This is a genomic window from Hungatella sp. L36, assembly GCF_014288035.1.
On sequence record NZ_JACOPC010000017.1, the window covers coordinates 126,643 to 133,049 of the forward strand.

A 6,407-nucleotide genomic window follows, 5' to 3' on the forward strand; every position below is an offset into this window, starting at 1 on the left:
TTCGTTCATTTTCGATAGCGGCATCTGCGGGCATGCTTTCAATTTTATAAGTATTTCGACGCCAAGAGACGGGATATCTCAGAATTGCCCGCCACAATGTTATTAACCATGCTGGTATCTGCCTGGGCTCCGCTGTAATCCAGGACGCTTCCGCCAGCCTCCCGCACCAAAAGCATACCTGCCGCAAAATCCCAGATCTTCAGGCCTATTTCAAAATAGCCTTCCAGCCTCCCGCAGGCTACATGTGCAAGATCGAGGGCCGCGGAACCGCTCCTTCTGATATCCTGGCAGTCCAGGAACAGGCGTTTAAACAGCTCAAAGTTTTCATCTGCCATTTCTTTGTGATAAGGCGAGGTGCCTATGGCAATCAGACTTTCCTCCATATGTGTAGCACCGCTTACCGTAATCCGTTCCCCATTCAAATAGCTGCCGCCGCCCTTTTTCGCCTGAAATAGTTCCTTGCTGTAGGGATTGTAGATCATACCAAGCACCACCTCTCCCCCGCCCATCAGAGCCAGGGAAATGCAGCTGGTATGGTAATCGTGAATCAGATTGGTGGTTCCATCCACCGGATCGAGCACCCACACGAGACCGGATTGATCGATTTCCTGGTTTGCCTTCTCCTCACTCAGGAACTGAATATGAGGATAAGAGGCCTCTAAATGCTCCTGAATATACTGCTGTACCGCGTAATCCACTGCTGTTACGTAATCCGCAATTCCCTTTGTCTGAACCTGCCCGGCGGCCGTTCTATCCTGAAACAGGTTTCCTGCCTGCCGGAGAAGGTGCTCCAGCTCCTCAATATTGATATTTACAGCGTCCATTTTCAATATCCCCTTCTTTCTTTTTCCACAGAACCGCCAGAAAGAGCCTGCATATCCGGCTTAGGCAGCATCCTGCTTATCTTTTGTTTCATCACAGTTTTCTGAAATTTATTTTTCTAAATAGTTACACTATATCAGATCACGGTTTAAATCTCAAGTCCGATATACCGCAGCAAACAAAGCGGCATAGCCCATATGGCCTATGCCGCTTTGTTTGCTGTTTTTATAAGAGGTATTATCTTCAGTCCGGTTATTAGATGAAATCAAAATCCTTTCCTGGAACGCCGCATACCTGAAGAAAAGCCATGACACTCTCTTTCTCCTTCTCCATATCCACACCGGCGCGTCCCAGCCTGTCGCAAAGTCCCAGCAGCGCCGCCTCCCGGATGTCCACGGAACGCTTCATCTCCTCCAGCTGTGCACGTGCGGTCCCTTTTGTCACAAACAGGATTTGCATATGGTATCGCACCAGCCCGCAGACGGCATCAATAAATGCCTCATCTTCTGTAAAGACCAGAAGGAACTCCCGCGCCAGTTCCGCCCCCTCCCTGTCATGATTGTAGGAGGTAATCTTTCCATTCCGGAATCTGGTAACGGACGGTTTTCCAATATCATGAAGAAGGGCAGCCCACATAAATACCTGCGGATTTTTGCTTTGTTCCCGGTGCTTAGCCGCCTCGTCTACCACCATCATTGTATGGATCCATACGCTGCCTTCCGGATGGTATTTCGGTGACTGCTTTGTCTGTTTCATTCGTTTCAGAAGATCGAAGGGGAAATGATTAAATTCTTCCGTTTCCCCTATTTTCTCCAGGTACTCGGATGGACGGTCGTCCAGAAGGAGATGTGATTCTATTTTTCTGTATTGCTCTTCCCTGTATATCTCTTTTTCATTTCTGTCTTTTAAGCTCATAACCATTTCTCCGTCAACTGCTCCAGTTTCTCTACTGGAGGCAGACATCTGCTGCCGCTGCAGAGATAGAACAGCATACCGTCTTCCGGCACCAGATAATCTCTGGTATATGGCGCCAGCTTTGCCAGTTCCATTTCATTGTCCGCAGTCTTCACCACGACGGCCAGTCCCGGCACCGTTTCTGACAGATATGCCAGACGGTTAAGCAGTGTCTTCTGCTCTGTATCGCGGACAGCAGGTGAAATCGTACAAACCAGTTCCTTTGACGGATACAGAACATTCATCATTGTCAGCAGCGCATAGCTGTGCCCGGAGGGATATCCCTCCATGGCGCCGGCCAGATAATGCAACTGCTGATCCAGTATTTCCTGCCATTTTGACTCCCCGGTAATCTGTACCAGCTGCTGAAGTCCCCGGGCAGCAGCCGAATTTCCAGAAGGCATTGCACCGTCATAAGTCTCCTTTGTCCTCACGATAAGCTATTCCCCGTCTTTTGCCGTAAGATAGAATCCGCCCCGCTCCCGGTCAAAAAACTGCTCAATCATCGTTTCCGCCCAGGCAGACGCACGCGCGAGATACTCTTCCTGGAAGGTCACCCTGTAAAGCTCCAGCAATGCGAGAATATAGCAGGCATAATCGTCCAGCTTTCCCTCTCCCGCAGCATCGCCATCACGATAGCGCACCATCAGCCGACCGTTCCTCGCAAGGTTTTTACGGATAAATGCTTCCGCCCGCACAGCCAGGTCCACATACTCCGTCTCACCCAGCACAGCTCCGGCCTTCGCACACGCGCAGATCATCCAGCCATTCCAGGAAACCAGAATCTTATCGTCCTTGTGAAGCCGGGTCCGTTGGAGGCGGTATTCATATAGCTTTTGAAGGTCAGCTATTGTCAGTTCCTTTTTTGCCTGTTCCGCTTTTGTGTATCCTGCGTTTACATCTTCCTCATACGCTTCATTTCCCAACAGATTCGGTATGCTTTTCCCTTCGAAATTTCCATGCTCTGTAATCCCATAACGGTCACAAAATGCCGTGCCTGCGTTTTCGCCCAAGACCCTGCATATTTCCTTTGGGGTGAAAACATAATACTTTCCTTCTACGCCGTCGCTGTCCGCATCCTGTCCGCAATAGAATCCGCCCTGTGCATCCGTCAGTTCCGCACCCACATATGCAAGAATCTTCCGCGCCACGCCTCCATATAACTCACGGCCGGTCAGGCCGAAGGCTCCCACATAAGCCAGAGCCAACAGCGCATTATCATAAAGCATTTTTTCAAAGTGCGGCACCAGCCACCTTTCGTCCGTAGAATATCTGGAGAATCCGCCGCCAATATGGTCGAAAATTCCGCCCCGGTACATCTGCACCAGCGTTATTTCCGCCATAGTCAAAGCTTCCCGCTTCTTCTCCCTCGTTCCATATTCCATCAGAAACATCAGATTATGGGGTGTCGGAAATTTAGGTGCGCCGCCAAAGCCGCCATTCTTCTTATCGAAATTGCCTGCAAACTGCCGAAATGCCTGATGCACCAGATCCATTCCTGGCTCCGCTGACACTGTCGCCCGTTCCTGTTCTTTCAGGTATGCTTCGATCCGTCCTGCACTGTCTAAGAGTTTTCCTCTGTTCGTTTTCCACTGCCCTGCCACCGCAGTCAGCAGTTCTTCCAGACCAACCCGGCCGTACCGTGCTTTAGGCGGTAAATACGTGCCCGAAAAAAACGGTCTGCACGCAGGTGTCATAATAATCGTGAGCGGCCATCCGCCCTGTCCATTCATGGCCTGGCAGACTGACATGTATACAGCATCCACATCCGGCCGTTCCTCCCGATCCACCTTTACACAGATATACTCCCTGTTTAAATGCTCATGTGCGGTAAAGTAACACACAAGAATTTGATAGACAGCCTTCACTATTCAGAAAAATTAACCAAAAAAAAGCAAAATTGAATTTGATAATTGATATAATAGCTAAAATATGGTACTATAAAACAAAGGGAGATGATGCCAATGGTTTGATGAAACACACAACAAAATATAACTTTTTAAGCAAAGGAGGAAGTCCATAATGAGAAAAATCAAAACAATATTAGGGATAGTTTTTTCTTTAGCTATTGTAACAACAATGAACACTACTGTTTTTGCAGCTAACGATTCAGGAATACCAGAACGTAGAGGAGTATATATACGAGAATGTGTAGGTTATGAGCCTAATTATACGAATATTGATTATACTCATAAATTATTAGGTTCTGTTTCAGGCGATAATACTCAAGGCTCAAGTCCTATGCAAATTACATATCAATATGAACAAAGCGGAACAACCACCGCATCTATTGCGGGTTATGCCAATGGCACAACAGAAGCAAATGTTGTTTTTGCAAAAATGCAGGCGGAAGTAGGAGTTGAAGTTACCGGTTCACGTAGTTGGACAAAAGGAACATCAGCGGGTGTCTCATATAGTATTGCACCGGGGAAATTTGAAGTGTTAAATGTTTATATTCCTGCTGTTAGAACAGCTGGTCGTTTAAAATACAAGGTTTATATGGACGGCTATCCTGAAAATGTTTTTTATGAATATAAAACATTAACAGAATCTTATGCACCACAAAAAAATTCTGTCCATTATAAAGTAACAACTTCTAGCTACTCAGCCATAAAAGTTCCAAAGGGAATGACGGTATACACGCCAACAGGAGTATATAAAGCACAATGAAAAACAAATTGTTTATATTACTATTAGCTTTTGTACTTTTGTTGAGTGCTTGTTCTAATAATTCTCCACCTGATGACAACACAAAAGAAGTACTGCCAGAGCTTGAAAGTGCCGGTTCTATTGAAAGCCGGGGCGAGAAATTTATTGAAAATTTTCCACAGGACTATCCTTCATTTGAATTATTAGAATATGTTTTTGGTTCCGCTGAAAATGCCCCAATACAACTGGTTGCGATAGCCCGAAATAAAGAAACTGGTTCATCAGCTACATTATTTGTGCTTGATGAAAATGGGGTAGGTCAGGTAGTTCTTGCAAGTGGTTATTCAGCGACATATTGCAAAGAAGATGGATTACAACTTGATAAAAACGTAATTTCTATTTCTTTGAATTTGGAAATCTCTAGTACAAATTCTGAAATTCACGACTTTAATATTACAGTAACACAGGAGGAAAATCAAGGTAAAGTCAATACAGTGTATTCTTCACAAGAAAACATCAGATCGAAAGTAGCAAATCCAGCCGAGCCAGTCAACGGCAAGTAAATGGGCTTCGCCCACCGTTGACAGCCCCGCCTGTCTTTGCAAATGTGTAGCCAAGAGGACGATAGCCCAAAGTGCTACCGCCCTCTTTTATTTTACAACTGAATAACCGCTGCCCCATAGCGGCACATGAAGCAGTAAGTCTGAAAAAGATTTGCTGCTTTTTTTGCGCCCATTTTTGGCAAATCGAGAAAGTATCGGTACTGATAAGTGAGCAGGGGGAAATTCCCGTTTTCTATCAAGCAGCGGGCAAAACACAGCTTCTGAAACGCCTTATTGTTGGGAAAGACCAAGCCGCCGGAAAAGTCTTTGCCAGAAAGAGAGGGAGAACGCCAGCCCGCAGCCTTTTATGAAAAAACTGGTTGCGATTTCCCGAAAAAGTGGCAGTAGGAAGTGAGCGGCAGTCCGGCAGTTTCTTAGAGCAAGATTCTACCGCAGTACCAAAATTCGCTTATCGCTCATTTTGCCCCTGCGGGAATCTTGTTGGGGAGTGCCTTCCCCAAACCCTGCCATGCGGCTTACGCCGCTTATCCCGCCGCAGCCATGCGGCAGTCGAAAGGAGGTTTTACCATGCGAAAACGATACAACACACCGCACCGCAGCCGGGTAGTCAAGACACGCATGACCGAGGAAGAATATGCCGAGTTTGCGGAAAGGCTTTCTGCCTGCAACATGAGCCAAGCCGAGTTTATCCGGCAAGCCATAACCGGGGCAGCCATACGCCCCATCATAACTGTTTCCCCCGTCAATGACGAGCTGCTTGCCGCTGTTGGGAAGCTGACCGCCGAATACGGCAGGATCGGCGGCAACTTAAACCAGATAGCCCGGACGCTGAACGAGTGGCACAGCCCCTACCCGCAGCTTGCCGGGGAGGTACGGGCGGCGGTTTCCGACCTTGCTGCCCTAAAGTTTGAAATCTTGCAGAAAGTGGGTGACGCGGTTGGCAACATTCAAACATATCAGCTCTAAAAATGCAGACTATGGCGCAGCGGAAGCCTACCTCACATTTGAGCATGACGAGTTTACCATGAAGCCCACCCTTGATGAAAACGGGCGGCTGATACCGAGGGAGGATTACCGCATTTCTTCCCTTAACTGCGGGGGCGAGGATTTCGCTGTTGCCTGTATGCGGGCTAATCTCCGCTATGAGAAAAACCAAAAACGGGAAGATGTGAAAAGCCACCACTATATCATAAGCTTTGACCCACGGGACGGGACAGACAACGGCTTGACCGTAGACCGGGCGCAGGAGTTGGGCGAGCAGTTCTGCAAGGCACATTTCCCCGGACACCAAGCCCTAATCTGCACCCACCCGGACGGGCATAACCACAGCGGCAATATCCATGTGCATATCGTCATCAACTCCCTGCGGATTTATGAAGTCCCGCTTCTGCCCTACATGGACAGACCAGCCGATACACG

6 protein-coding genes and 1 pseudogene are annotated in these 6,407 nt (G+C 47.7%); 4 read left to right on the forward strand and 3 right to left on the reverse strand.

Translation table 11 applies throughout. The features are described 5' to 3' along the window. Positions 1-44: 44 nt before the first annotated feature. The 3 genes and pseudogenes from H8S80_RS28410 to H8S80_RS28420 form a co-directional block, all read right to left on the reverse strand. Entirely contained in the window at positions 45-824 is a 780-nt protein-coding gene (locus H8S80_RS28410; protein WP_117630523.1) for an inositol monophosphatase family protein, read from the reverse strand. Between the two features lie 253 nt (positions 825-1,077). After that, on the reverse strand, positions 1,078-1,737 hold the full coding sequence (locus tag H8S80_RS28415) for an HDIG domain-containing metalloprotein (protein WP_117630522.1): 660 nt from the start codon (positions 1,735-1,737) through the stop codon (positions 1,078-1,080). Next, positions 1,734-3,626, reverse strand: a pseudogene (locus H8S80_RS28420) (thioredoxin domain-containing protein). Before H8S80_RS28420 ends, H8S80_RS28415 begins: the two are co-directional and overlap by 4 nt. Before the next feature lie 172 nt (positions 3,627-3,798). On the opposite strand from H8S80_RS28420, the gene H8S80_RS28425 reads away from it, so the two are divergent. The 4 genes from H8S80_RS28425 to H8S80_RS28440 form a co-directional block, all read left to right on the forward strand. Next, positions 3,799-4,446 carry a YfkD family protein gene (locus H8S80_RS28425; protein WP_006857809.1) on the forward strand — a complete coding sequence of 216 codons (648 nt, stop codon included), beginning with the start codon at positions 3,799-3,801 and terminating at the stop codon, positions 4,444-4,446. Beyond that, positions 4,443-4,988: a hypothetical protein gene (locus H8S80_RS28430; RefSeq protein ID WP_006857810.1), complete on the forward strand. Its 546-nt coding sequence runs from the start codon at positions 4,443-4,445 to the stop codon at positions 4,986-4,988. The genes H8S80_RS28425 and H8S80_RS28430 overlap by 4 nt, the downstream gene beginning before the upstream one ends. Before the next feature lie 567 nt (positions 4,989-5,555). Continuing rightward, on the forward strand, positions 5,556-5,954 hold the full coding sequence (locus H8S80_RS28435; RefSeq protein WP_117630520.1) for a plasmid mobilization protein: 399 nt from the start codon (positions 5,556-5,558) through the stop codon (positions 5,952-5,954). Continuing rightward, a partial coding sequence (locus tag H8S80_RS28440; RefSeq protein WP_187049081.1) for a relaxase/mobilization nuclease domain-containing protein occupies positions 5,926-6,407 on the forward strand: 482 nt, incomplete at its 3' end. The genes H8S80_RS28435 and H8S80_RS28440, both read left to right, overlap by 29 nt.